This window comes from Micromonospora sp. CPCC 206060, from assembly GCF_036906895.1.
In the GTDB taxonomy this organism is placed as follows: Bacteria; Actinomycetota; Actinomycetes; order Mycobacteriales; family Micromonosporaceae; genus Micromonospora.
In genome coordinates, this window is record NZ_JBAKHU010000024.1 from 25,141 (window position 1) to 49,646 (window position 24,506).

Here is a 24,506-nt window from a genome sequence, read left to right on the forward strand (position 1 = left end):
CGCCCCGCACCCACCCGTACCCACCGACAGCCGAGCGGCCCGCCCGCCGTACCACGAGGAATCCGATGACGATCACCTGGAAGAACAACCAGCCGCTGCCGATGGCGCGGCCCCGCTACTACGACCACCAGTACCTGCGTGCCAGCGACCTGTCCCAGGCGGTGGACTACCTGCTGTCCCGCCAGCACCTGTTCGCCCGGCTGCACCATCCGGTCGGGGTGGTCAGCGGTCTGGAGATCACTCCCACCGGCAGCGACATCACGGTCGCCGAGGGCACGGCCGTCGACGCCGACGGGACACTCGTCGTCCTGCCGGCGGCCCGCCGGGTCACCCTCCCCGGCGACGGCACCTTCCACGTCACCCTGCGCCACGTGGAGACCCTGACCGACCGGCGCGACGAGGGTGGGGTGGCCGCCGAGACCCGCTGGACCGAGGAGGGGCGGGTGGAGGTCAGCGCCACCGCGCCGGCTGACCCTGGCCGGTCGGTTCCGCTCGGCCGGGTGGTCCGCAGCCAGGGTGTGGTGACCGTACACACCGATAACCGGTTGGTCGCCGGACTCCGGCTGCCGGTCGGGGCGATCGTGCCCGCCGTCGGCAACACCCGGCAGTCCGGCATCCAGTTCCCCGCCGACCCGGCCGGTGGGATCGGCGACGAGGCGTTCATCCGGTACTTCCCGACCGTCGGCGAGAACATGATGCTGCGGTTCGGCATCAACAACGACCCGGACGACGTGATCGCGTTCCACCAGGGCGGCGCGGACCGGTTGCGGATCGGTCAGGGCATGCTGCACCTGGGCAGCCTCGACGGTGTACCGGTGACCGCCGGCCAGGTGGTCGCCGCGCTCGGCTTCTGGGGGCACGGTGTCCAGCACGGCCAGCTCTCCTTCCGCCCCGGTCGGGGCTTCGAGATGGTGGACCGCAGTGCCGACACCCCGGCCCTGACCTACCCGCCGGCCGGTCCGACGTACGCCGACCTGGAGGTGGCGGAGCTGCGGGCGGCCCGGGTACGCGGCCGGGGTGGCCTGAGCGTGGTCAGCGACGGTGGGGTCGCGGTCCGCGCCGCCACCGGGTTGACCGTGGTCAAGGAGACCGGCGCCAGCGGCGACCTGACCGTGCAGGGCCGGGTCAACCTGGCCGCCGGTGCGACCGTGGCCGGTGCCGGCCGGCTGCACCTCGACGGTACGGAACGGCTGTACCTGCTCAACACGAAGGGCGTGTACGTCGGGTACGGCGGCAACACCGACCCGGAGGCGGGTTCCCTCTGGGTGGAGAAACGTGGCCACGTCGGTGGCAACATGCAGGTCAACGGCAACCTCGGGGTCAAGGTGAGCCCCACCTCGCTGCCCGACTGGAGCGGCGGCGGCATCGGCACCTTCGACCTGTTCGTCTCCGGAGCGGTGTATGCCGGACCGCCGGGCGGCCCGTACCAGATCTCGCTGGAGGCGTCCACCGGCCGGATCTCGGGCACCACGAAGCAGTTCGTCATCCCGCACCCGTTGGACGATCCGGAGACCCCGGACCGGCGGCTGCTGGTACACGCCGCGCTGGAGGGGCCGGAGAACGGCGTCTACTACCGGGGTGAGGGGCGGCTGGTCGACGGTACGGCCACGGTGACCCTGCCCGACTACTTCGAGGCGCTGACCCTGCCGGAGGGGCGGACGGTCCAGCTCACCCCGCTGTTCGACGACGACGAGCCGGTATGCGCGCTCGCCGCGTCCCGGGTCCGCGACGGGGCGTTCCGGGTCCGCACGGCGGACGGGTCACCGGCCGGGCACGCGTTCTGCTGGCAGGTGTCCGCCGTCCGGGCCGACGTGGAGCCCCTGGTGACCGAGATACCCGCCACCGCCGCAGCCGGCCGGGCCGCCCCGCCGACGGCGGACGTCGACCCGTCGGCAGAGACCACCGCGCCGGAGCAACACATCGGCGAGCCGGTCGACTACGACCTGCACGCCGACGAGGAGGAGCCGACCGGGGACACCACGGTCGGCCTGGCCGGCTACCACCTGGCCCCGGTACTCCGGGTACTGCGGGACGAGATCGACCGGCGCTGGCCGCACCGGGACCGTGCCTCGGACGGCTGGATCGGCGACGCCGCCCACCAGGCCCGGCCCTCCGACCACAACCCGGACGCGGACAACCGCTCGGTCAACGCGCTCGACATCGACGCCGACGGCATCGACCCCATGCTGGTGGTCCGTCGCTGCATCGCGCACCCGTCGACGCAGTACGTCATCTTCGACCGGACGATCTGGAGCCGGTCACGCGGGTTCGCCCCGGCCCGCTACACCGGCAGCAACCCGCACGAGGGGCACCTGCACGTCAGCGTCAGCCACACCCCGGCACTGGAACGCAGCCAACGCGGCTGGGGCATCGCCGCAGCGCCGGTACCGAAGCTCGGTGACCGGGTGCTGCGGGTCGGCAGCGAGGGCAGCGACGTACGGGAGTTGCAGACCATCGCCAACCGGCTCGGTGGCAGGCTCACCGTCGACGGTGACTTCGGCCCGAAGACCGAGGCGTGGGTACGGAGTTTCCAGCAGGCCCGGAAGCTGACAGTCGACGGGATCGTCGGCCTGCGTACCGTCGCGGCCCTGCACGAGGCGCTCCGGCCGACGCCGCAGCCACCCCGGACCGCCGCCGGCTCCCGTACCCTGCGGGCGGGCATGACCGGCGACGACGTGGCGTTCGTCCAACGGTTCATCGGTGAGCGGTACTGCGGCCCGGCGACCGGCACGTTCGACGACCGCACCGGGGCGGGGGTGCGCTGGTACCAGGAGATGCGCAAGATCACAGTGGATGGTGTGGTGGGCCGCCAGACCTGGCGCCAGATGGGCGTGACCGTCACGTACTGACCCCCGCGACCCCGTTCCACCTGCGGATGTGGGCCGGACGGGACGGTAGCTGCGCCCCACGCGCTGCCGCCCCGTCCGGGCCCGGCGGGTCCCGGTCGGGGTGCGCCGTCAGGGCACCATGGGGAACGATGATGGTGACTAGCCGGGGGCCGACGTCCGTGTCTGATGATCGATGCTGAAGCTCACCTACGGGCTGCGTTCCTTGTTCGGTACCGCCCGCGGTCTCCGACTGCTCGCCACGAACGTGCTGGCGGCCTTCGGTCTGATCTCCGCAGTGGTGCAACTCGGCGCGCAACTGGTCCCCACCGTCATGCCGGACACCACCGTGGTGATCATCGCGGCGGTGTCGTCGTGCCTGGTGTGGGGCATGGTGCGGGCCTACCCCCGACGCCGGCTGCAGTACGAGTTCACCCACCCCGCGATGAGCATCACCGTCGAGGTCGGTGACCTGTTCGACCAGGAGGTGGACCTGGTCGTCGGCTTTTCCGACACGTTCGACACCGCCACTGACGACCGCGAGCTGATCAGCAGCGACAGCGTGCAGGGGCAGCTGGTGCAGCGGCTCTACGGCGGTGACGCGAAGCGGCTGGACCGTGACCTGCGCGCCGCGCTCGCCGGGGTCAGCCCGACCGGCCGGGAGACCCGCCGGGCCAAACCCAAGGGCAACCTGCTGCGGTACCCGCTGGGCACGGTCGCGGTGCTGCACCGCTCCGGCCGGCGGATCTTCGCGGTCGCCTACAGCCGGATGGGCACCGACTACGTCGCCCGTTCCAGCGTGGACAACCTGTGGCTGAGTCTCAACGGGCTCTGGGACGCGGTCTACCGGCACGGCCAGCGGGGGCAGTTGGCCATCCCGTTGCTGGGTTCGGGGCTGGCCCGCATCGACGCTCTCGACCGGGAGAGCCTGCTCAAGATGATCCTGCTGTCGTTCGTCGCCCGGTCCCGGGAGGCGCAACTCTGTCGCGAGTTCCGGGTCCTCATCCACCCCGACGACGTCGACCGGATCAACCTGCTGGAGGTGGCGGCCTTCATCCGTACCCTCTGACGGCGGTCCCGGCGCCACCACGGCTGACCGGAGCCGGAAGCGGCACGACCGATACGATCGCGGAGGAGAGCGCGCTGATCACCGCCAGGTACCGGCGCTGCGGTGACGGCGGCGGAGGTGGACGGCGGTTGTCCGGCGAGGCGAGCATCCCGGCGGTACCCCGGTCGGTGCCGCTGCGACGTCTGCTGGAGGTCAGCGCGCAGGCGGTCGCCGACAACGATCTCATCGCCTCCCGGGGCGGCAGCTCCGACGTACGGCTCAGTCGCGGCGCCTACGTTCCCCGCACCGTCGAGACGACCCTGCTCGAACGGCTGACCTCGCCGTCGGTCACCGCGCTGATCGGTGAGGCCGGGCACGGCAAGACCGTCCTGCTGTGGCGGCTGCACCAACGGCTGACCGCCATCGGCCGCTTCCCGCTGGTGGTCCCGGCGTCCGCGCTGGTCGACGAGGCCGGCACGCCGGCAACGGTCACGGTCGACGCGATCGACGAGGCGTTGACCGACTGCCAGGCGGCCGGTCTGCCGGTCGTGCTGCTGGTCGACACGTTGGATCTGCTCCTCCAGCACCGGCAGACCCGGGGCCGGGTGAACGCCCTGCTCTCCGCCGCCGCCACCCGGCGGGTACCCACCCTGGTGACCAGCCGGCCCGTCGAGGCACGCCAGCTCGACATCGACTACGCCGGTGAGGGAGACCGGCCGGGTACCGGTGGCTCCCTCACCGGGATCCGCCTCGGGCCGTACGACCGCGACGAGCAGTCGGCGGCGATCGCGGCGTACGCCCGGGTGTTCTACGCCGCCGACCGGGCGCCGAACGTGATCCGGTCGGTCCACGACGCGTCGCTGCGCGGGTTGCCGCTGCGCGAGGTGTGCCGGATCCCACTGGCCATGCGGCTGCTGTTCGAGCTGTACGCCCCGGACGAGGATCCACCCACCGATGTCGACACCATCGGGCTCTACGAACGGTTCTGGTGGCGCCGGATCGAGGAGGACCACCGGGGCCCGGCGGATCCGCAGCGCGGACCGGACCTGACCCGGGAGGCCGAGGCCGTCGGCCTGGCGCTGCTGACCGCCGGCCTGGTCGAGTCGGACACGACCTGGCTGGTGGAGCGGGCCCGCCAGCTCGCGCGGCTGTCCGGCGCGCAGGCCGGGGCGGCGATCGGGAAACTACACGAACGCGGCGTGCTGGTGCTGCCGGCCGACAGCCAACGCCTGCGCTTCTTCCACCAGACCTTCTTCGAGCACGCCGCCGCGCGCGGCGTGGCCGCCGCCGGGCCCCGGGTTCTGGCCGGGCTGGCCGCCCAGGTCGCCGCCGACCCCCTCGACCTGTTCTACGGGGAGGTCGCCGCGCAGACCCTGCTACTGGCGGGGCGGGACCACCGGGTGTCGTCCGGGCAGAGCGAGGAGATCCTCGCCGGCTGGCTGACCGGCGACGCGAACCTGGTCACACTGGCGATGCGGACCTACGCCCGGATGACCGACCCGGGCCCCACGCTGCGGGAGCCGGCCCGCACCGCGCTGCGCACCGGCCACCTCGACGCGGTGCGGGACTACCTGCGCCTGCTGCCGTCGGTCCGGCACACCGACTTCGAACGGGTCGCCGACGAACTGGCGATCTGCTGGGAACGGGCCCGGGGGCCCGGCGGGACCCTGGCCTTCGAGGTGCTGGCCGCCGTCGCCCGGTTCTGTGCCAGCCATCCGGAGCGGGCCCGCCGGTTCCTGCTCGACCACGACTGCCTGGAGTGGTTGCTGCGCCAGCGCCCGGACGAGTGGCGCCGACGTTTCGACATCCACCTCCAACTGTTCGAACCGCTGTCCGCCCACGAACCAGGCTGGTGTGCGCGGGAACTCGCCCGGTTCTTCGACGGCTTCGCCGCGACCCGCAACATCGACGGGATGGCGGACATCCTCGCCCTGCTGCGCCGGATCACCGTCGACGTCCCACTGCCGGCCGAGGTGCTGACCGTGGTCGAGGAGCAGGTCCGCTGCGTGCACAGCACACACAGCACGGAGCGGTTGGAGCGGGAGTACGCCGTACTGCGGGCCGAACGCCTCGCCGTGCTGTCCGGGGTGGAGCTGCTGGTGCACATCTGCGCGGTGCTCGGCCCGCCCGCGCGGCGCGACGCCGGTGGCCGGCGTGACGCCTGGGGCGACCAACGGGATGCCCGGGGCGGCAACCGGGCCGACCGGCAATCCGGACAGCCGGCGGCGGGGTCGACGTGGAGCAGGGCGGGCCGCCGGGCCGAGCTGCGGGCCTGCGCCGGGGCGGCCGCCACCCTCGGTCCGCAGGAGGCGGAGGCCTTGCTGGACGTGCTGCTGCGGGAACCGGACGTGTCCCGGCAGGACGGGGTGTGCACCCTGCTGGGCGAGGCGCTCGCCGACCCGGACCCCGTGGTCACCCCGCTGACCGGGTACGCGCGGCGGCGGTGCCGTACGGAACTGACCCGGTTGCCGGCCGGCCGGGACCGTGGCGGGGGACGCCCGGTGCCGATGCTGTTCGGGTTCGCGTTGCACAACACCGACGTGGCCGACGACCACCTGCTCGCGGCACTGCCCACGGACGTGCCGGCCGACCACTGGTACGACCGGGACGCGCTGCTGCCGCTGCTGGTCCCGGCCGCGTTGGCCGGCCGGGCGGACGCGGCCGACGCGCTCCGCTCGATCCTCTCCGGTACCGGCCGGCAGGTGCCGCAGGAGGTCCGGGGGAGTCTGGTCCTGGCCCGCCTCCAGTACGCCGCCAGGGCCGGCTCGCGGGCCGCCTTCGAGTACCTCGTCGAGGCCGGCGCCTCGGTCGCCGTGGGTCACCTGTTCGCCGTACTGCGGGGAATGGACATGGTGACCGCGCAGCTGCTCACCGAATACCACGGCGAGTTGCGGTCGCTGCGGTCGCGCCTGGTGGAATCGGACGACCATGAGGACCGCCGCCAGGGATACATCCTGTGGCGGTTGCTGCTGGAGCGTGGTGTCGAGCGGGCCCCCGGGCCGGATGAGCTGGCACCGCTGCTGGGCGGGCAGGCGGGGCCCGGTCTGACGATCAACGTTCTCGAGCTGGTCCTGGCGGCCCTGCGGTCACCGGACTGGGTCGCGGTCGATCCCAACCCGCTGCTGGAACCGTTACGGGCCGTCGTCGCCGAGGGCGTACCGGCCCGAAGACAGCTGGCCGACCCGGGCGGACCGCGTGACCGGAGCGCCGAACAGTTACGGACCCGGGAGATGCTGGCCCGCCAGGCACTCGTCGCCACCCATGCCCGACTCGTCCCGCTGCCGACGACCCCGGTCCGGCTGCGGTCGTTCACCCGGGCTGTCTTCGCGCTGGTCCGCGACGCCGGCTACCGGCTGACGGTGACCGCCGAACGGACCGCGTTCACCGCCTGCTTCACCGAGTTGGGTTACCTGGTCAAGCGGGTCGGCGGCCCGATGGCGCTCGACCTGATCACCGAGGCGGCCCGACTGCTGCACGCCATCGCGCCGGAGGCCACCCGGTGGCGGGAGAACCTGTCGTACTCCTGGTCGGGCGCCATCACGGCGGCGGTCCGGGTGGCGTCGGCAGCGGAATGCCAGCGGTTCGTGACCGTCCTGCTCGACCACGACGTGGACCTGGCCGGGATGGCGGTGCGGGCGTGCGCCGACACCATGCGCCCGATCCCCGACTGGCTACGCGACCTGGAGCCACGGATGGCGCCGGAGGTCCGCGAGCACTTCCAGGCGGCGCTGCGCCGGCAGGCCCGGGAGGGCAGCACCCGGGCGGCACCGGACCTCTTCGCGTCGGCCCTCGGCCACGAACCGGTCGACGGATCGGCGCCCGCCCCAGCCACCGGCGGTGCCGGGCGGACCGCCCGCAGCCCCGACCCACGGGACGTGTTCGTCATCCACGGTCGGGACGAGCAGGCACGGAAGGTGTGGTGGGGCTTCCTGCAGGCGTTGGACCTGCACCCGGTCGACCGGGAGGAGAGCATCCGGCGTACGGGCAGTGCCAGCCCGTACCGCGGGGAGGTCATCGCCGGTGCGTTCCCGCACGTCCAGGCGACCGTCGTACTGCTCACCCCGGACGACGTGGTGCGCCTGCACCCGCACCTCGGGGACAGCGACGACCCGGAGTACGAGGCCCGGCCCACCGGTCAGGCGCGCCCGGACGTGCTGTTCGAGGCGGGTATGGCGTTCGCCCTGCACCCGGACCGCACTGTCGTCATCGGGATCGGTCACCTGCGGCCCTTCCCCGACATCGAGGGCCGCGACGTGATCCGCTTCGACGGCAGTGCCCGGACGCTCAAGCGGATCGCCGAGCGGCTCCGGACGGCCGGTTGCGCGGTGCGCGACGACGGGGACGACTGGCTGGACACCGGGCGGTTCGCCGGGCTGGGCGCCCGTACTCGTCGTCCCTGACGCCGCTGCCGACCCCCCTCGATCCACTCCGTTTTCAGGAAAACGGGCTGTCGGATCGGGGCTGACACCGCGACTACCAGGAAATCGAGTGGATCACAGAGCGGTGGTCGACACCGGTCAGGCCCGCAGTGGGTGGCCGGTGTCAGGTCGGCGGGACAGTCGGCCCTGGTGTGCTGGCGCAGACGGTGCAGCTCGACAGGCGGCGAGTCGGAGGTCTGCTGCGGCTGTCGACCAGGGACGTCCCCTCGGGGCAGGAACGGTGCACCGCCCTGCCCCGAGGGATCGTCAGGCCGCCCGGATCAGCGTGAACACCCCGGCGGCGACCAGTACGCCCGCCCAGAGCCGGTCGACGTTGAACCAGGCGGTACGCAGCACGCCGACCCCGACCACCTCGTACACCAGAACCGCGATGACGAGCGCGGTGCCGAACATGGCCAGGGTGTGCACGCCGGCCGCGGTCAACCCGAGCAGCGCGCCGACCGGCGCCGCTTCCAGGTGGCCGGCGTGCCCGCCGGCCGCCCCGGTCGGCGCGGCGACCAGCACCGGCAGCAGCATCAGGCCGGCCCCATGGGCGGAGGACATCAGGAACGACCAGCCGGCGAGCTGGGCCGCCGACAGGCGCATACCCGCCCAGCGGAAGTGGCGTTCGGAGAGCAGCCGCCACAGCCCGAACCCGACCAGCAGCACCCCGCCGACGACGGCCAGCGCGGTGCTGGCGGTGACCGACCGGGTCGCGGTGACCAGGGCGGCCACGATGCCGACCGAGGCGAGGTGACCGAGCGCGATCGGTGGCAGGGCGCGCAGCATCGCCCCCCGGTCGCGTTCCTGTAGGCCACGGGCGACGGCAAAGAGCCAGCCCATCGCCGGGTTCAGGCCGTGGAACGCGCCGAGGGTGAGCAGCGCCACCCAGGTCGCACCGGTCACGGGAAGCAGTAGGAGTCGGAGGAAGCGTCCCCGCCCTGCAACCGGACCTGGTGCACCCGCAGGCCCCGGAACTCCTCGCCGCGCGGGAAGAACCGCTGGTCCGGGGTGAGTCCGCCGCTGCCGTCGACGTCCACGTCGAGCTTGGCCAGCCAGGCCCCGACCCCGTCGGGGTAGAACTGGTCGTCCCAGGCGCCGTAGAGGGAGTTGCTGACGTACACCCGACGGCCGTCCCGGCTGACCTCCACCATCTGCGGTCCGCCAGCCAGCGGCTCGTCCGGGGCGGCCGGGTGCGCGGTGCGCCGGACGATTCCGCCGAGCCGTACCGAGCCGGTCTGCACCGGGTGGAACGGGTCGCTCACGTCGTACTGGCGCAGCTCGCCGGTGCCCCAGCAGGAGACGTAGAGGAACCGGTCGTCGACTGACAGGTCGATGTCGGTGACCAGGGGCGGTACCGCGCCGAACGGTTTGAGCAGATCCGGCAGGTCGGCCGGGTCCGCCGGCTCGGCCGGCTCGGCCGGGATGTCGATCACCTTGGTGACCGCCCAGGTGTCGCCGTCGCGGTGCCACAGCCAGACCGAGGCGGAGAGGTCCTCGACGCTGATCACGACGCCGACGAAGCCGTACGTCTTCGTCGGATCGTGGGCCGGGCGCAGCTCCAGCGGCATCTGGTACTGGTCGCCCAGGTCGACCCGCTGCACGTGCCGGCGTTTGGCCAGGTCCCAGAAGTGCAGGGCGTGCCCGTACTTGCGGCCGAGCAGGAGTTCACCGACGATCCCGTCCTCGATCATCGACGGGGTGCCCCACTCGCTGGTCACCAGGACGTCGTGGTTGATGTGCCACCAGAAGTCGTAGGCGAGGTACTGCGGTCCCCGGTCGGCCTCCCACGCCCCGCGTACCTCGAAGGTGGTGTGGTCGAGGATGGCGATACCGCCCGGCCCTTCCTCGCCGTCGGCGCCGCCCAACGCCGAGAGGTAGAGGCCGTCGGGCCCGCAGTGCACGGTGTGCGGGCGGGAGTAGCCGGCGCGCTTGGCCAGCTCCTCCGGCCCGATCACCTTGACCACGGTGGGCTGGCGCGGATCCGGTTGGGTGTCGATGACGTGGATCCGCGAGGAGCGCAGGCCCGGCACGATCAGGTAGCGCCGCTCGACGTGCGGGTGCGGCGCGGTGGGGCAGAGGGCGCTGCTGCATGCGTTCCACCCGAAGTGGTGCAGCTCGTCGCCGACGTACGGCAGGTCGGTCCAGCCGACCACCTTCCCGTAGTCGGGGGAGTCCGGGTCGGTGTCCAGGACGGCGATCGCGTCGGGGCGGCTGGCGCTGCGGTCGAAGGCGGCGACGTACGCCAGCTTCTCCGCCGGGGCGTTCGCCGCCTCGCGCGGCGAGGGGTAGAAGGTCGGATCGGGGGTCCAGCGGCTCATCGCTTCTCCGGTCGTTGTCGGTGGTGGGGAACGCCGAGTCGGTCAGCAGGCGGTGGTGCGGGGGCTGGAGTTCGGATCACCCGTTCAATCGATTTATGTCCACGTCGGGGATCAGATTACTCATCCGATGGGCCGGCGGGGTAGGCCGTGAACGGCGACGGGTACCGTCCACGGCCACCTTCCGTCCGCTGTGGACAGGCCCTTCAGGAGTGTCCCGCCCCGGCCGGACCGGACCGCACACCCAGGGCGGGCAGTACCGTCTCGGCCACCCGGTACGCCTCCTCCAGCAGCGGGTTGCCGGAGAGGATGAAGGTGTCCACCCCGAGGGCCTGGAATTCCTGGAGCCGGTCGATCACCTGCCGGGTACTGCCCACCACCGCCGTACCCGGGCCGGGGCGGAACAGCCCCATCCCGGGCCACAGGTTGGGGTAGGTCTCCAGTTCCCGGGCGCGGGCCGGTACCCGTCCGCCGTGCTGGCGGAACTGCCGCTGCCAGCCCACCCCGTCGTCGGCGCCGTGCGCGGCCAACTGCCGGGCGTAGGTCTCCCGGCTGGTGACGTCGAGCAGGTGGTCGGCGGCGGCCCACGCCTCGTCCTCGGTGTCCCGCACGATCAGGTGCAGCCGCAGGCCCAGCCGCAGGGTACGGCCGTACGCCTTGGCCCGCTCGCGTACCCGGTCCAGCTTCTCGGCCAGCAGGTCCGGCGGTTCACCCCAGGTGAGGTAGACGTCGACGTGCTCGGCGGCCATCTCGATGCCGGCCGCCGACGAGCCACCGAACCACAGCGGAATGCCCCCTTCCTGCACCGGGGGCAGGTCCCGCAGGTCCGCCCCGGCATCGCGCAGGTCGTAGTAGGTCCCCTGGTGGTCGAAGACCTCACCGGAGGTGAGTCGCCGCACGATCTGCCAGTACTCGGCGCTGAGCCGGTAGCGCTCCTCGGGTTCCAGGTGCAGCCCGTAGCGGCGCAGCGTGTCGGTCGACCCGTTGACCACGTTGAACCGCAGCCGGGGCCCGAACAGGTGGTCGAAGGTGAGCGCGGACTTGGCCAGCAGGGTCGGCGAGATCAGGCCCGGGTGCACCGCGAGCAGCGGCTTGAACCGGGGGCTGGTCGCCGCCGCCAGGGCGCTGCCCAGCGGCCACACGTCGTACCGGTCGGTGGCGAGCAGCGCACCGGTGTAGCCGAGCCGGTCCACCGCGCCGGCCAGGTGTTGCAGGTAGCCCAGGTCGACCGGGCGGCGGCCGGCCGGTTCCCAGGGGTACCGGCCCTCGCGCGGGATGATGTACCACAGCACCTCGGTGCCCATGTCAGTTCACCGTCCCCGTCCGGCCGGGACCGGTGTCACTGTGGCGAGCGCGGCGTCGACCAGTGGGGCCAGCGCGGTGACCTCGGCGTCGGCGACGGTGATCGGGTGGTCCAGGTAGCCGGCCCGGGCGAGGATGTCCGCCGCCTCCTGCTGTTCGGCGATGAAGCCGGCGGGTACGCTCTGCAACCGCCAGGGCAGTCCACCCAGCGCGGTGTGCCAGTCGGACTCGTTCCCGCCGATGTCGGCGGCGGCCCGGGCAGCGGCCTCGGTGAGGTGGTCGGCGACCCAGTTGTCCGCCTGCTGGAGCGTGCCGACCAGAGTGGCCACCACGTCCGGGCGCTGCTCGGCCACGTCGCGGCGGGTGAAGAAGACCGACCGGTCGGAGATGACCGAGCCGGTGTCGACCAGGGTACGGACGCCGCCGCGCCGCCGTGCCGCGGCGAGTTCCGCCTCCTGGGCGACCCAGCCGGCGATCTCCCCGGCGAGCAGCCGGGCCAGCGGCGGGACCGGTGACTCGGTGGGGCGTTGCGCGACGATGTCCTGGTACGACAGTCCCGCGTCGTGCAGCGCCTTGGCCAGCAGGTGGGTCTGCCAGGAACCGACGCCGAAGACCACCGTGCCGCCCGTGAGGTCGGCCACCGTCCGCACCGGACCGTTCTCGGCGACCAGCAGCGCGCCGTGGTCCGGCCGGGGTGCGGAGACGGCGACGTAGACGATGTCGTACCCCTGTGCCTGGCCGGTCAGCGGTGGCGTGGACCCGGTGCCGCCGAAGTCGATGACACCCTCGACGAGCAGCCGTGCGGTGGCGGTGCCGTCGGCGTACTCGTGCCACGCCACCGTCTCCCCGAACGGCGCCAGTGCCTGCTCGGCCAGGCCGAGGCGGGCCAAATGGTAGAGCGACGGGTTGCTGCGGTGCACACCGATGGTGATGGTCATGGGGTTCTCCTCAGGGATGGTTCGGCCGGGGTGGCGTCGGCGGTGACGGGTTCCGGTTCGGGACGGCGGACGCCGAGGTCGACGAGCAGCCGGTCGCGCAGGGCACGGAAGGCGGATGTGGTGGCGTCGCGGGGGCGTGCTGCGGTGACGCGTTCGTCGCGGACCAGCACCCCGTCGCGGAGTACGGCGACCCGGTCGGCGAGCCGGATCGCCTCGTCGACGTCGTGGGTGACCAGCAGGACCGCCGGGCGGTGCCGGGCGCACAGTTCCCCGACCAGGTCCTGCATGCGCAGCCGGGTCAGCGCGTCGAGTGCGGCGAAGGGTTCGTCGAGCAGCAGCAGTTCCGGCTCGCGGACCAGCGCGCGGGCCAGCGCCACCCGCTGTGCCTCGCCGCCGGACAGGGTGGCCGGCCAGGCGTCGGCGTGGCTGTCCAGGCCGACCTCGGCCAGGGCGCGTAGCCCGGTCTGGCGGGTGGCCCGGTCGCGGGGCATCGCGATGGTGACGTTGCCCAGGACGCGTTTGTTCGGTACCAGCCGGGGTTCCTGGAACACGATGGTCCGGCGGCGCGGCACGAGCACGGTGCCGGCGTCGGGGCGGTCCAGCGCGCCGAGGATGCGCAGCAGGGTGGTCTTGCCGGTGCCGCTGGCGCCGAGCAGGGCGAGGAACTCGCCCCTCGGCACGTCCAGGTCCAGCCCGTCGAGCACGGCGCGTTCGCCGAACACCCGGCGTAGGCCACGGACGTGGATCGCCGGTGGGGCGTGCACCGTGGCGGTGCCCTCCGCGCCGCTCACCGGCGTCTCCCGGTCCGGCGCCACGGCATCAGCGACCATTCCAGGGCGCGTACCAGCGCGTCGGCGATGAGCCCCAGCAGGCCGTAGATGATGATGCAGAGGGCGAGGATGTCGGTACGCGCGTAGTTCTGTGCCTGGGTCATCAGGTGGCCGATGCCGGCGGTCGCGTTGATCTCCTCGGCGGCGATCAGGGCGATCACGCTGAGGGTCATCGACAGCCGGAGCCCGACCAGCAGCGCGGGCAGCGCGCCGGGCAGGACGACCTCCCGGATGAGCCGCCACCGGCCCATCCCGAACGACTGCATCGCCTCGATCGTCTTCGGGTCGACGGTGCGGACCCCGCTGGCCGCGTTGACGTACATGGGGAACGTGGTGGCCACCGCGATCAGGATGATCTTGGCGCTCTCGGTGATGCCGAACCAGACCATGAACAGCGGTACCAGGGCGAGGAACGGCACCGTGCGCAGTACCTGCATGGTCGAGTCGACCAGCTCGTCGCCGAGCCGGCTCAGGCCGGTGGTCACGCCGAGCACCAGCCCGGCCGTGAGACCGCAGGCCAGCCCGAGCGCCGAGCGGGTCAGCGAGGTGGTCAGCGCGTCGGGGAGCTGACCGTTGCCCCACAGTTCGCCGACCGCGCCGACCACCTGACCGGGTGAGGCGAGCAGCGCCGGCCGCAGCAGGCCGGTCGCCGAGCTGACGTACCAGAGCAGCAGCAGGGTGACCGGGCCGAGGGTGCGCAGGGCTGTGGTGACCCAGCGGGGACGGCCCGGCCGGTACCGGACCGGCGGTGCGATCAGACCGGCGGCCCGCGCCGCCCGGGTGGCGTCCGGGTGGGCCGGCGCGGGCGGTTCCGACCGCGACGGCTGCACGGGTGCGGTGGCCACGCTCACGGTCGGCTCCCCGGCAGGGTCGCCACGTCGAGGACGTGCGCCCCGACGTCCACCTTCTGCTTCGTCACCCCGGCGTCGACGAAGAACTGGGCCACCGCGTCGAACCGGCGCAGCAGGTCGGGGCCGATCGGCTCCACCGGGGAGCCCTGGCGGGCGAAGTCGAGGGTGATCTCCTTCGCCCGGCCGTTGACCGACTGCGGTCCGGCGTCGGTGAAGACGTTGACGTACGGTTCCGGGTTCTGCCGGTACGCCACGCTGCTGTCGTGCAGGTAGGTGTAGAGCGCCCGGACCACCTCGGGGTGTTCCCTGGCGAAGGCGGACCGTACCGCCCAGACGGTGGCGTTGTCCGAGCCGAGGGTACGGCCGTCGACCAGCATCCGGGCGCCGCCGGCGAGCGCCGAGACCACGTAGGTGCTCCAGCTCGCCCAGGCGTCGACCTGGCCGGAGTCGAAGGCCGGTGCCGACTGGTCCGGGCGCAGGTAGACCCGCTGTACCCGGTCGGCGGGTACCCCGGCGGTGGCGAGCGCCCGCAGCAGCAGGTACTCCCCGGTGCCGCCCTGGTTGACCGCCACCTTTCGGCCGGCCAGGTCAGCGACGCCGCGGATCGGGGAGTCGGCCCTGACCAGGATGCCCTCGCCGACCGGGTCGGGTTGGGCGGCGGCGAAGAGGGTGAAGCCGGGGCTGGTGGCGAGGGCGCCGACGGCGGAGGTGATCGAGCCGAGCGCCACGTCCAGCTGGTTGGCGTTGATCGCCTGGGCGGCGGGCGCGAAGGGCCCGGCGCTACCGGTCCACGCCACCCGGGCGCCCACGGTGGACAGTGCCGTGTCGAGGCTGCCGTCCTTCTTGCCCCGGGCCAGCACACCCTCGTTGCCGGGGTCGGGGATGCGGAGCGTGACGGTCCCACCGTCCCGGCCGTCGGTCGACGCTTGCGACGATCCGCAGCCGGCCGTCCCGGCCAGTACGGCGATCAGCGCGGCGGCGCCGACCAGGGCGCGTAGTGGACGACGGGTACCGCGGAATGTCTGGTCTGAGCTGCTCATATCAATCTCCTGTGCGGTCCCCCGGCGTCGCCGGAGGAGGTACCGGCGTCGCCGGTGTCTGCCGCCGACGGGTGACCAACTCGTGGGCACGCCGCAGCGGTTCGGGATCGGCCCAGCCGCGTACGTCCACGGACGCGGCGAGGAAGCCGTGGTCACGCAGGAAGCGCTCCTGCTCGGCGAGGAGCGTGCGGCGCTCCGGCGAGAGATCGGGGTGCAGGGTGCGGTGCTGGCCGGCGCGGTAGGCCCCGGCCACGCCGGTGGTACCGGCGCCGGTCTCGGCGGACAGGATCCGGGCGACCTCGGTCGGGTGCCCGGCGGCCCAGTCCGCCGCCTCGATCAGCACGGCGAGGAACCGGTCGACCAGGTCGGGTCGCTCGTCGAGCAGCCACCCGGCCACGGTGATCGGCCGGGGCGTGCCGTTGTTGATCCGGCTGCGCGGATCCGGCAGGTCGTCGAGTTCGATGCCGACCGCGACACCGTGGCGGCGCGCGGATTCGACGGCGAGGGCGCCCTTGACGTAGACGGCGTCGACCTTGCCCCGGGCGAGTGCGGCCAGTTCCGTCTCCCACTGCCCGCGGTGCCGCCCGTCGGCCGGTACGTCCACCGGGTGGGCGTCGGTCAGGTCCAGACCGGCGGCGGCGAGGGCTCCGGCGAACCCCTTGAGGGCCATCGCCCGCCAGAAGTCGATCGGGACCGGGTGCCGGGGTATGGCGAGGCGTTGCCCGCGTAGCTGTTCGGGGGTGGTCGGACCGTCGCCGGCGCGGACCAGGATGGCCTGGCGTTCCTCGATCCAGGTCAGGCCGATCAGACGGGTGTCCGCTCCTGTCGACCGGGCCCAGAGCGCCGGAACGTTGCCGCCTTCCCGGATCAGCGTCCGGTGCGCGTGGGTGAAGTGTTCCTCGCGGTAGCCGTTCGCCGGCCGGTCCTGGAAGGAGCGGACCTGGATCCCGTCGCCGGAGAATTCCGCGTCGAAGGCGCCCCGGTCGGCGGCGATGCCGGTCGCGGTGGGCACCGGGCACCGGGTGAACCACAGTTCGTGCAGTGGGACGAGGGTCGGCGGGTGGGGCATGTCTGGTCTCCGGTTCTGCGATGGGGTGCTGCCGGTGGGCGCGGGATGTCCGCCCGGATGGGCTGCTACCGCGACGGCGGATGTCCGGTGCGTGGGCTGGGACGCGTGCCCGGTACGGCGAGGTGACCACGGGTCCACCGGGTACGTCAGGTACGGGGTGCGGCCGACCCGGTTCCGTCCGGGTCCGTCCGGTGGGCTAGCGGCAGCGACAGCGACAACTGCTGAACCGGCCGTGGTCGAGGTACCGACGGGCGGTCAGGGCCGGACCGGAGAAGGCGGTGGCGGAGGCGATCACCGCCGGGAAGCTGGTCATCATGGGCGCACCTCCTCCAGGTTCCTACTAAACCTACTTGTCCGATAGGAATTACCGACAGGGAGCCTGGCATGTGTCGGCCTGGAAGGCAAGTGGCATCCAGGATGCGGAAGGGCCCCGATCCACCCGGCGCTGCCGTCGTGGGGGGTAGAGTCAAGAATTCTTGACATGATGTCGGCTCTGATTTACCTTGACCCTGTCAAGAATTCTTTACATGAGGAGGTGGGTATGGCCTTCGAGGAGAAACGCGCCTGGACGATGGCGCTGGTCACGATCGGCGCCTACCTGACGTACGTCGTCCTGGTTCTCGACCGCGCCGCCGGCATCCCGCTGGTCGAGGCGCCCTACCGGGCCGCGCTGCTGGGCACCGTCGTCGGCTCCATCGTGGTCTCGATCGTGCTGCACATCGCCATCTCGGTCGTCGCACCCGAGGGCGCCAACCAGAAGGACCAGCGGGACCGCGAGATCAACCGGCTCGGTGAGTACATCGGCCAGTCGTTCGTCATCGTCGGCGGTGTCGCGGCGCTCGGCATGGCGCTGGTCGAGTGGGACCACTTCTGGATCGCCAACGTGCTCTACCTGTGCTTCGTGCTCTCCGCCGTGGTCGGGTCGGTCGCGAAGATCGTCGCCTACCGCCGGGGCTTCCAGTCATGGTGAAGCCGACCCGGATCACCAACACCATCCGCGCCCTGCGATTCGCCCACGGCGAGATGACCCAGGCGGAACTGGCCCGCCGTATCGGTGTGACCCGGCAGACCGTCATCGCCATCGAGCAGGGCCGCTACTCGCCGTCGCTGGAGATGGCGTTCCAGATCGCCGAGGTCTTCGGTGTCCCCCTCACCGAGGTCTTCCAGTACCCGACCGACCAGGAGGAGCCGCAGTGAAAGCGATCGTGCAGGACAGGTACGGACCGCCCGACGTACTGGAAGTGGCCGACACCGACGTACCCGCCCCCGGCGCCGGGGAAGTGCTCGTCCAGGTGCGGGCCGCCGCCGTCGACCCCGGCGTCTGGCACCTGACGGCGGGCCTGCCGTACCTGGTGCGCCTCGCCTCCGGGTTGCGCCGGCCCCGTAACCGGGTGCCAGGGCTGGACCTGGCCGGGGTCGTCGCGGCGGTCGGGCCGGACGTCACCGCGTTCGCGCCCGGTGACGAGGTCTTCGGTGCCGGTCGGGGCAGCTTCGCCGAGTACGCGGTGGCCCCGGTGGGCAAGATCGCACGCAGACCCGGCAACCTCACCTTCGAGCAGGCCGCCGCCGTGCCGGTCTCCGGCCAGACCGCACTCAAGGCGGTACGCGGGGCAGGGCAGGTGCAGGCGGGACAGCAGGTACTGGTCATCGGCGCGGGCGGCGGGGTGGGTTCGTTCGCCGTGCAGCTCGCCCGGCACGCCGGTGCCCGGGTGACCGGCGTGTGCAGCACGTCGAAGGTCGACCTGGTCCGCTCGCTGGGTGCGCACGACGTCATCGACTACACCCGGGCCGACATCACCGACCGGGGCCGGCGGTACGACGTCGTCATCGACACCGCCGGCAACCGCCCGCTGGCGCACCTGCGACGGGCCATGCGGCCGAAGGGCACCCTGGTCCTGGTCGGTGGGGAGGCCAGCGACGGCCGTTGGTTGCAGGGCTTCGACCGCCAACTGCGGGCGATGCTGCTGTCGCCGTTCGTCAGCGGCCGGCTAGTGCCGCTGGTGGTGGGGGAGAACGCGGCCGACCTCGAGGTGCTGACGCAGCTCATCGAGGCCGGCGAGCTCATCCCGGAGATCGGACGGAGCTATCCGCTGGTGGAGGTGGCCGACGCGATCCGGCACATCAGGGCCGGCCACGCCCGGGGCAAGGTCGTCGTCACGATCTGACGACCCGGGCACCCCACACCGGCGTGCGGCGTCAGCCGGTGGGCGAGAGTTCGGCGAGCAGCTTCTCCACCCGTACCCGGATCTCGTCGCGGATCGGGCGGACCGCCTCGACGCCCTTGCCGGCCGGGTCGTCGAGTTTCCAGTCCTCGTACCGCTTGCCGTGGTCACGGTGATGCCTTGTCAACGGTGGAAGAAGCGGCGGCGGGCCCACAGGGAGACGTAGACCAGGGCGACGAGCACGGGTACCTCGATGAGCGGGCCGACGACGCCGGCGAGGGCCTGGCCGGAGGTGACCCCGAAGGTGCCGATGGCCACCGCGATGGCGAGTTCGAAGTTGTTGCCGGCGGCGGTGAACGCCAGCGTGGTGGTGCGTTCGTAGCCGAGGCCGATCGCCCTGCCGAGCAGGTAGGAACCGGCCCACATGACGGCGAAGTAGACCAGCAGGGGCAGGGCGATCAGGGCCACGTCCAGTGGCCGGTTGGTGATGGCGTCGCCCTGGAGGGCGAAGAGGATGACGATGGTGAACAGCAGGCCGTAGAGGGCGGCGGGACCGATCCTCGGCAGGAGCTGCTGCTCGTACCAGTCCCGGCCCCGGGCGCGCTCCCCGAGGCGCCGGGTGAGGTAGCCGGCGAGCAGCGGGACGCCGAGGAAGACGAGTACGTTGCCGGCGATGTCCCAGCCGGATACCTCCAGTTCGGCGCCGGGCAGGCCCAGCCAGTCGGGAAGCACCGCCAGGTAGAACCAGCCGAGCAGGCCGAAGGCGAGCACCTGGAACACGGAGTTGAGGGCGACCAGGACGGCGGCGGCCTCCCGGTCGCCGCAGGCGAGGTCGTTCCAGATGATCACCATGGCGATGCACCGGGCGAGGCCGACGATGATCAGCCCGGTGCGGTACTCGGGCTGGTCGGCGAGGAAGATCCAGGCGAGGGCGAACATCAGCGCCGGGCCGACGATCCAGTTGAGCAGCAGCGAGGAGAGCAGCAGCCGCCGGTCGTCGGTGACGGTGTGCAGGCGGTCGTAGCGGACCTTGGCCAGTACCGGGTACATCATGATCAGCAGGCCGAGGGCGATGGGCAGGGAGATCCCGCCGATCTGCACCGCGTCGAGCGCGTCGTCCAGGCCCGGGACGCTCCGGCCGAGCAGCAGCCCGACGGCCATGGCCAGGCCGATCCAGACCGGCAGGAACCGGTCGAGCCGGGACAGCCGGGTGACCACGGCGGTCTCGGCGGGGTCGTGGCGGGCGGTGGCGGTCACGGGCACTCCCGGGGAGTGCCGGCGTTGGTCCGGGCCCGCTCGGCCAGCTCCCTCAGGTGCCCGGCGACGCCGTCGAGGGCGTCGGGCACGAGCCGGTAGTAGGTGAAACGGCCGCGTGGTTCGGCGGTGACCAGGCCCGCATCGCGGAGCGCGCGCAGATGGTTGGAGATGTTGGGCTGCTTCGCGCCGGTGTCCTCCACCAGGTGGCAGGTGCAGGCGGGCCCGTCGGCGAGTAGGTCGATGATCCGGGCCCGCATCGGGTCCGCCAGCAACCTGATTACATCACTCGTACCTGATATCAGCACGCGATGATGCTAGCAGTCGTGGCGCGTCGGCCGGTGGGGGCGGTCGTGGGGTGCCGCCGGGTGCGCGGTCCGGGTGGTGATGCATTCAGCGCCAGGCAGCGATATCATCACGCTATGGCGATCAATGATCCGGAGTGTCTGTCCGCCGCGGTGGCCGCCGGCGTCACACCGGCGGTGGCGTTGTTCCGGTCGCTGGGTGATGAGACCCGGTTGCGGATCGTGGCGCGGCTGGCCGCCGGTGAGGCCCGGGTGGTCGATCTGACCGGTGAGCTGGGTCTGGCCCAGTCGACGGTGTCCAAACACCTCGCCTGCCTGCGGGACTGCGGGCTGGTCGACTACCGGGTGCAGGGCCGCCAGTCGTTCTACGCGCTGACCCGGCCGGAGTTGATGGACCTGCTCGCTGCGGCCGAGGGGCTGCTGGCCGCGACCGGTGCGGCGGTCATCCTGCGCCCGGATCCGCTCGCCCCGGCGGTACCGGCATGACCGCCGTGCCGCTGACGGCGGACCGCCGCCGCCGGTTGCACCGGCGCAGCCTGCATCTGGCGTACGCGACGGCCGGTTACAACCTGGTCGAGGGGGTTGTCGCGGTGGCGGCCGGTGCGGCGGCGTCCTCCACCGCGCTGCTCGGCTTCGGGCTGGACTCCTTCATCGAGGTCTCCAGCGCCCTGGTGGTGATCTGGCAGTTCCGGTCCCGGCTGCCCGAGGCACGGGAGCGACTGGCGCTGCGTCTGATCGCGGTGTCGTTCTTCGCGCTGGCCGTCTGGGTGGGCGTGGGTGCGGTGCGCGCGTTGCTGGGCGTCGGCGAGGCGCAGCCGTCGACGGTGGGCATCGGCATCGCGGCGGCGTCCGTGGTGGTCATGCCGGCGCTCGTGTGGGCCAAACGGCGTACCGGTCGCGAGCTGGGCTCGGCGACCGTGCTGGCCGACTCGGTGCAGACCATGCTGTGCACCTACCTGTCGGTGATCGTGCTCGTCGGTCTGCTGCTCAACGCCACTGTCGGCTGGTCCTGGGCGGACCCGGTCGCGGCCCTGGTCGTCGCCGCCGTCGCGGCGCGGGAGGGGGTCCAGGCCTGGCGGGGTGAGCAGTGCGACGACTGCGCCGTACCGGCGGGTACCGCCCCCGACGTCGCCGGGCACGGTTGCGGGTGCGGACCGGACTGCACCGACCGGTGCTGTGCCAGCGCAGCGACGGCCGGCTGACCGGCCCGGTGCCTCCGGGTCGGTCAACGACCCCGCCGGTTGGCCGGGGCGCGCCGCTCAGTCTCCGCTGGTCGGGGGAGGGGCGACGGTGAGCAGGGCCGCGAGCTGGCGGAGGACGGCCGGGCGGGCGCGGTAGTAGACCCAGGTGCCCCGCCGCTCGGCGTCGACCAGGCCGGCCTCGCGCAACGTCTTGAGGTGGTGCGAGATCGTCGGGCCGCTGAGCGAGAAGGCCGGTGTCAGGTCGCAGACGCACGCCTCGCCGCCCTCGGCCGAGGCGATCATCGACATCAGTTGCAACCGCACCGGGTCGCCGAGGGCCTTGAACGCCGGAGCGAGCACGGCGGCGGTCTCGGCGGGTACGCGGCGCTGCGCCAGGGGCGGGCAGCAGGGGGCTCCGGCGGTCGGGTCGGTGAGGTGGAGCAGGTCCGTCTGCTTCGACATGCCTCTAGGTTGACGGCTATCTAATCAGTGTGCAACTGTTTGATTTGACATTCGTCGAGACAGCCTCGTCGGCTCAGGTGCTGCCACGGCGTGTCGGGTGCTGGTCGGGGTCGGTACGATTCGATCGTCAATCGGCGATAGGCGATCAAAGGGGTTGTCGGGATGGACGAGCTACTGGATCGGGCGACGGCGCGGCGGTACGCGTCGTGGTTCCGGGCCCTGGCCGACCCGAGTCGGGTGCAGATCGTGGAGTACCTGGCCCGCCAAGCCCGACCGATGAGCGTCGGCGAGATCGTCTCGGCGGTCGGGCTGGCGCAGTCCACCGTCTCCCAGCACCTGAAGATCCTCACCGAGGTCCGGTTCGTGCTCGTGGAGCCGGTCGGCACCGCCCGCCACTACCGGATCAACGAGGCCTGTGTCGGCTGCTTCCCGTCCGCCGCCGACGTTGTCATGGGCCGCCCCGCCCCCAGCCCGAACGGAGCCTGCTGATGTCCGGGATCACCGTCCGACCGATGCGCACCGACGACGCCGGCCGGGTCCTGGCCATCTACCAGGCCGGACTCGACAGCGGCAACGCCAGCTTCGAGAGCACGGCTCCGGACTGGGCCGCATTCGACGCCGGCCGGCTGCCCGGGTACCGCTTCGTCGCCGTCGACACCGACGACACCGTGCTCGGCTGGATCGCAGTCTCGCCCACCTCGGCCCGCGCCGCCTACGCCGGGGTGGTGGAGCACTCGGTCTACGTCGATCCGGCCGTCCGGCGGCGCGGTGTGGCCCGCCTGCTGCTGGACGCCCTGATCACGGACACCGAGGCTGCCGGGATCTGGACCATCCAGTCCGGGATCTTCCCGGAGAACACCGCCAGTCTGGCTCTACACGAACGAGTCGGTTTCCGGGTCATCGGGGTCCGCGAGCGAATCGGTCGGCACCACGGCCGCTGGCGCGATGTCGTGCTGCTGGAACGGCGCAGCCCGGTCGTCGGCTGACCCGTCCGGCTCCGTGCACCGGAGCCGTTCCACACCATTCTGATTCGATATCCATCAATCCAGAGGAGTTCCGATGAGTGTCCGGGAAGAACTACCGGTCGTGGTGATCGGCGCCGGCCCGGTGGGCCTGGCCGCCGCCGCCCACCTGCACGAGCGCGGCCTGCCCTGCATCGTGCTGGAGGCGGGGGACGGTCCCGGCGCGGCCGTACGTCACTGGGGGCACGTGCGGCTGTTCTCCCCGTGGCGGTACAACATCGACGCCGCCGCCCGGCGGCTGCTCGACGAGGCGGGCTGGGTGGCCCCGGACCTCGACGTCCTGCCCACCGGGGCCGGACTCGTCGCCGACTACCTCCGGCCCCTGGCCGAGTTGCCGCAGCTCAAGCCCGCCGTGCGATACGACTCCCGGGTCGTGGCGATCAGCCGCCTCGGCCTGGACCGGCTGCGCACCGCCGGCCGCGAACAGGCGCCGCTCCTGGTCCGCCTCGCCGATTCCGAGGAGATCCTCGCCCGGGCCGTCATCGACGCCTCCGGCACCTGGGGCACCCCCAACGTGCTCGGCGCCTCCGGCCTGCCCGCCCGGGGCGAGGCCGACGCCGGCCCGTACCTGGAGCAGGCCCTGCCGGACGTGCTCGGCGCCGACCGGGACCGCTTTGCCGGCCGGCACACCCTGGTCGTCGGTGCCGGGCATTCCGCCGCCAACACCCTGCTCTCCCTGGCGGAGTTGGCCGCCGAGGAGCCGGGTACCGAGGTGACCTGGGCGATCCGCTCAGCCAGCCCGGTCCGCACCTACGGCGGTGGGGACGCCGACGCCCTCCCGGCCCGGGGCGCCCTCGGGTCCCGGCTGCGCGCGCACGTCGACGCCGGTCGGATCCGGCTGCTCACCGGATTCTCCGTGCACGCCCTCACCCCGGCCGACAGCCGCGTCCGGGTCGTCGTACGACAGGCCGACGGCAGCGAGGAGTCGGTCACCGTGGACCGGATCGTCGCCGCGACCGGCTTCCGTCCCGACCACTCCATCGCCGCCGAGCTGCGACTGGACCTCGACCCGGTGCTGGGCGCCACCCGCGCCCTCGCCCCGCTGATCGACCCGAACGAGCACTCCTGCGGTACCGTGCCGCCGCACGGGGTCGACGAACTGTCCCACCCGGAGCCGGGTTACTACGCCGTCGGGATGAAGAGCTACGGCCGCGCGCCGACCTTCCTGATGGCCACCGGCTACGAGCAGGTGCGCTCGATCGCCGCCGCCCTCGCCGGGGACTGGGTCGCCGCCCGCGACGTGCAGCTCGACCTGCCGGAGACCGGCGTGTGCAACAGCAACCCCGACGAGTCCGTCACCGGTGACAACTGCTGCGGGCCCGCGCCTGCCGCCGTACCCGCCGGCCGGGGGCTCACCACCGGCATCTCCGGCGGACTGCTGGCCACCCCGCTGAGCCTGGTCACCCTCGACGTGGCCGGCGACGGCCAGGCCGGCGGTTGCTGCGGCAGCTGATGCCCACCAACGCCACGACGGTGCCCGC

22 protein-coding genes and 1 pseudogene are annotated in these 24,506 nt (G+C 72.4%); 11 read left to right on the top strand and 12 right to left on the bottom strand.

Annotated features, from left to right (window positions below):
• Positions 1-65 precede the first annotated feature (65 nt).
• The 3 genes from V6U90_RS16835 (at position 66) to V6U90_RS16845 (ending at position 8,273) form a co-directional block, all read left to right on the top strand.
• The gene (locus V6U90_RS16835; protein WP_334436971.1) at positions 66-2,849 is read left to right on the top strand and encodes a peptidoglycan-binding domain-containing protein; all 2,784 of its coding nucleotides are present in this window, start codon (positions 66-68) and stop codon (positions 2,847-2,849) included.
• Positions 2,850-3,021: 172 nt separating this feature from the next.
• On the top strand, positions 3,022-3,894 hold the full coding sequence (locus V6U90_RS16840) for a macro domain-containing protein (RefSeq protein WP_334436974.1): 873 nt from the start codon (positions 3,022-3,024) through the stop codon (positions 3,892-3,894).
• Positions 3,895-4,022: 128 nt separating this feature from the next.
• Complete coding sequence (locus V6U90_RS16845; protein WP_334436977.1) at positions 4,023-8,273, top strand: TIR domain-containing protein; 4,251 nt, start codon at positions 4,023-4,025, stop codon at positions 8,271-8,273.
• Positions 8,274-8,558: 285 nt separating this feature from the next.
• Here V6U90_RS16845 and V6U90_RS16850 read toward each other — a convergent pair whose 3' ends face one another.
• From V6U90_RS16850 to V6U90_RS16885, 8 genes are all read right to left on the bottom strand, one after another.
• Positions 8,559-9,197 carry a hypothetical protein gene (locus V6U90_RS16850; protein ID WP_334436980.1) on the bottom strand — a complete coding sequence of 213 codons (639 nt, stop codon included), beginning with the start codon at positions 9,195-9,197 and terminating at the stop codon, positions 8,559-8,561.
• Positions 9,194-10,612 carry a selenium-binding family protein gene (locus V6U90_RS16855; protein WP_334436983.1) on the bottom strand — a complete coding sequence of 473 codons (1,419 nt, stop codon included), beginning with the start codon at positions 10,610-10,612 and terminating at the stop codon, positions 9,194-9,196. The genes V6U90_RS16850 and V6U90_RS16855 overlap by 4 nt, the downstream gene beginning before the upstream one ends.
• A 203-nt stretch (positions 10,613-10,815) precedes the next feature.
• Entirely contained in the window at positions 10,816-11,913 is a 1,098-nt protein-coding gene (locus V6U90_RS16860; protein WP_334436985.1) for an LLM class flavin-dependent oxidoreductase, read from the bottom strand.
• 6 nt (positions 11,914-11,919) lie between these two features.
• Positions 11,920-12,849 (bottom strand): ABC transporter substrate-binding protein, encoded by a 930-nt coding sequence (locus V6U90_RS16865; RefSeq protein ID WP_334436987.1) that lies wholly within the window; start codon positions 12,847-12,849, stop codon positions 11,920-11,922.
• Entirely contained in the window at positions 12,846-13,640 is a 795-nt protein-coding gene (locus V6U90_RS16870; protein ID WP_334436990.1) for an ABC transporter ATP-binding protein, read from the bottom strand. Before V6U90_RS16870 ends, V6U90_RS16865 begins: the two co-directional genes overlap by 4 nt.
• Complete coding sequence (locus V6U90_RS16875) at positions 13,637-14,530, bottom strand: ABC transporter permease (protein ID WP_334436993.1); 894 nt, start codon at positions 14,528-14,530, stop codon at positions 13,637-13,639. The genes V6U90_RS16870 and V6U90_RS16875 overlap by 4 nt, the downstream gene beginning before the upstream one ends.
• Complete coding sequence (locus V6U90_RS16880; protein ID WP_334436997.1) at positions 14,527-15,570, bottom strand: ABC transporter substrate-binding protein; 1,044 nt, start codon at positions 15,568-15,570, stop codon at positions 14,527-14,529. Before V6U90_RS16880 ends, V6U90_RS16875 begins: the two co-directional genes overlap by 4 nt.
• Before the next feature lies 1 nt (position 15,571).
• Positions 15,572-16,639: an ABC transporter substrate-binding protein gene (locus tag V6U90_RS16885; protein WP_334437000.1), complete on the bottom strand. Its 1,068-nt coding sequence runs from the start codon at positions 16,637-16,639 to the stop codon at positions 15,572-15,574.
• Between the two features lie 541 nt (positions 16,640-17,180).
• On the opposite strand from V6U90_RS16885, the gene V6U90_RS16890 reads away from it, so the two are divergent.
• From V6U90_RS16890 to V6U90_RS16900, 3 genes are read left to right on the top strand one after another with little or no spacing between them, the layout of a single operon-like run.
• Complete coding sequence (locus tag V6U90_RS16890; protein ID WP_334437002.1) at positions 17,181-17,609, top strand: hypothetical protein; 429 nt, start codon at positions 17,181-17,183, stop codon at positions 17,607-17,609.
• Complete coding sequence (locus tag V6U90_RS16895) at positions 17,603-17,836, top strand: helix-turn-helix transcriptional regulator (RefSeq protein ID WP_334437004.1); 234 nt, start codon at positions 17,603-17,605, stop codon at positions 17,834-17,836. The genes V6U90_RS16890 and V6U90_RS16895 overlap by 7 nt, the downstream gene beginning before the upstream one ends.
• Positions 17,833-18,804 (top strand): NAD(P)-dependent alcohol dehydrogenase, encoded by a 972-nt coding sequence (locus V6U90_RS16900; protein ID WP_334437006.1) that lies wholly within the window; start codon positions 17,833-17,835, stop codon positions 18,802-18,804. Before V6U90_RS16895 ends, V6U90_RS16900 begins: the two co-directional genes overlap by 4 nt.
• A gap of 31 nt (positions 18,805-18,835) precedes the next feature.
• Here the strand turns inward: V6U90_RS16900 and V6U90_RS16905 are convergent.
• From V6U90_RS16905 to V6U90_RS16915, 3 genes and pseudogenes are all read right to left on the bottom strand, one after another.
• Positions 18,836-18,964: pseudogene (locus tag V6U90_RS16905) on the bottom strand (heat-shock protein HtpX); the annotation flags it as partial.
• Between the two features lie 20 nt (positions 18,965-18,984).
• Entirely contained in the window at positions 18,985-20,058 is a 1,074-nt protein-coding gene (gene arsB, locus V6U90_RS16910) for an ACR3 family arsenite efflux transporter (RefSeq protein WP_334437009.1), read from the bottom strand.
• Positions 20,055-20,363, bottom strand: a complete 309-nt coding sequence (locus tag V6U90_RS16915) for an ArsR/SmtB family transcription factor (protein ID WP_334437012.1) — start codon at positions 20,361-20,363, stop codon at positions 20,055-20,057. Before V6U90_RS16915 ends, arsB begins: the two co-directional genes overlap by 4 nt.
• A gap of 114 nt (positions 20,364-20,477) precedes the next feature.
• Here V6U90_RS16915 and V6U90_RS16920 point away from each other — a divergent pair, with 114 nt between their 5' ends.
• Together V6U90_RS16920 and V6U90_RS16925 are read left to right on the top strand one after the other, a co-directional pair.
• Positions 20,478-20,846 (top strand): ArsR/SmtB family transcription factor, encoded by a 369-nt coding sequence (locus V6U90_RS16920; RefSeq protein WP_442933602.1) that lies wholly within the window; start codon positions 20,478-20,480, stop codon positions 20,844-20,846.
• Complete coding sequence (locus tag V6U90_RS16925) at positions 20,843-21,562, top strand: cation transporter (RefSeq protein WP_334437014.1); 720 nt, start codon at positions 20,843-20,845, stop codon at positions 21,560-21,562. Before V6U90_RS16920 ends, V6U90_RS16925 begins: the two co-directional genes overlap by 4 nt.
• 57 nt (positions 21,563-21,619) lie before the next feature.
• Here the strand turns inward: V6U90_RS16925 and V6U90_RS16930 are convergent, their stop codons facing one another.
• Positions 21,620-22,003 carry an ArsR/SmtB family transcription factor gene (locus V6U90_RS16930; RefSeq protein ID WP_334437016.1) on the bottom strand — a complete coding sequence of 128 codons (384 nt, stop codon included), beginning with the start codon at positions 22,001-22,003 and terminating at the stop codon, positions 21,620-21,622.
• Between the two features lie 162 nt (positions 22,004-22,165).
• Here V6U90_RS16930 and V6U90_RS16935 point away from each other — a divergent pair, with 162 nt between their 5' ends.
• From V6U90_RS16935 to V6U90_RS16945, 3 genes are all read left to right on the top strand, one after another.
• Positions 22,166-22,492, top strand: a complete 327-nt coding sequence (locus V6U90_RS16935; RefSeq protein ID WP_334437019.1) for an ArsR/SmtB family transcription factor — start codon at positions 22,166-22,168, stop codon at positions 22,490-22,492.
• On the top strand, positions 22,492-22,989 hold the full coding sequence (locus tag V6U90_RS16940) for a GNAT family N-acetyltransferase (protein WP_334437022.1): 498 nt from the start codon (positions 22,492-22,494) through the stop codon (positions 22,987-22,989). The genes V6U90_RS16935 and V6U90_RS16940 overlap by 1 nt, the downstream gene beginning before the upstream one ends.
• Before the next feature lie 73 nt (positions 22,990-23,062).
• Positions 23,063-24,478 (top strand): FAD-dependent oxidoreductase, encoded by a 1,416-nt coding sequence (locus V6U90_RS16945; RefSeq protein WP_334437024.1) that lies wholly within the window; start codon positions 23,063-23,065, stop codon positions 24,476-24,478.
• Positions 24,479-24,506: the final 28 nt, after the last annotated feature.